The organism is Lacinutrix sp. MEBiC02404 (genome assembly GCF_053601575.1).
Genome location: NZ_JBSHNV010000072.1, coordinates 1 through 388, shown reverse-complemented (window position 1 = coordinate 388; position 388 = coordinate 1). Strand labels below are relative to the sequence as shown.

1 protein-coding gene is annotated in these 388 nt (G+C 42.5%); it reads right to left on the bottom strand.

From position 1 onward, the window contains the following. On the bottom strand, positions 1-388 hold a 388-nt coding region (locus ACVCXO_RS00455), incomplete at both ends, for a hypothetical protein (RefSeq protein WP_452227633.1).

The window sequence follows — 388 nt, the reverse complement described above, 5'->3', positions numbered from 1 at the left end:
TGGTAAAGTAGTTGTATCTACTACGATATCTACTGTTCCTGCTGGTACTCCTTCTATAGTATAGGTTCCGTCTGTTGCTGTTGTTGCTGTTGGCTCTCCTGCGTCTAATACGCCATTGCCATCTAAATCCGCAAATACAGTTACTGGAGAAGTGAATCCGGTTTCTGTTCCGTTTTGTGTTCCATCACCATCTTCATCATTATATACGGTTCCAGTTACTGTTCCGGCTGTAGTATAACCATCTGTCCCTGCTGTAACTGTTCCACTTACTGGTACCGTTACTGATGTTGGCTCTGTTCCATCTGTTAATGTCGATCCTGTTGGTAAAGTAGTTGTATCTACTACGATATCTACTGTTCCTGCTGGTACTCCTTCTATAGTATAGGTT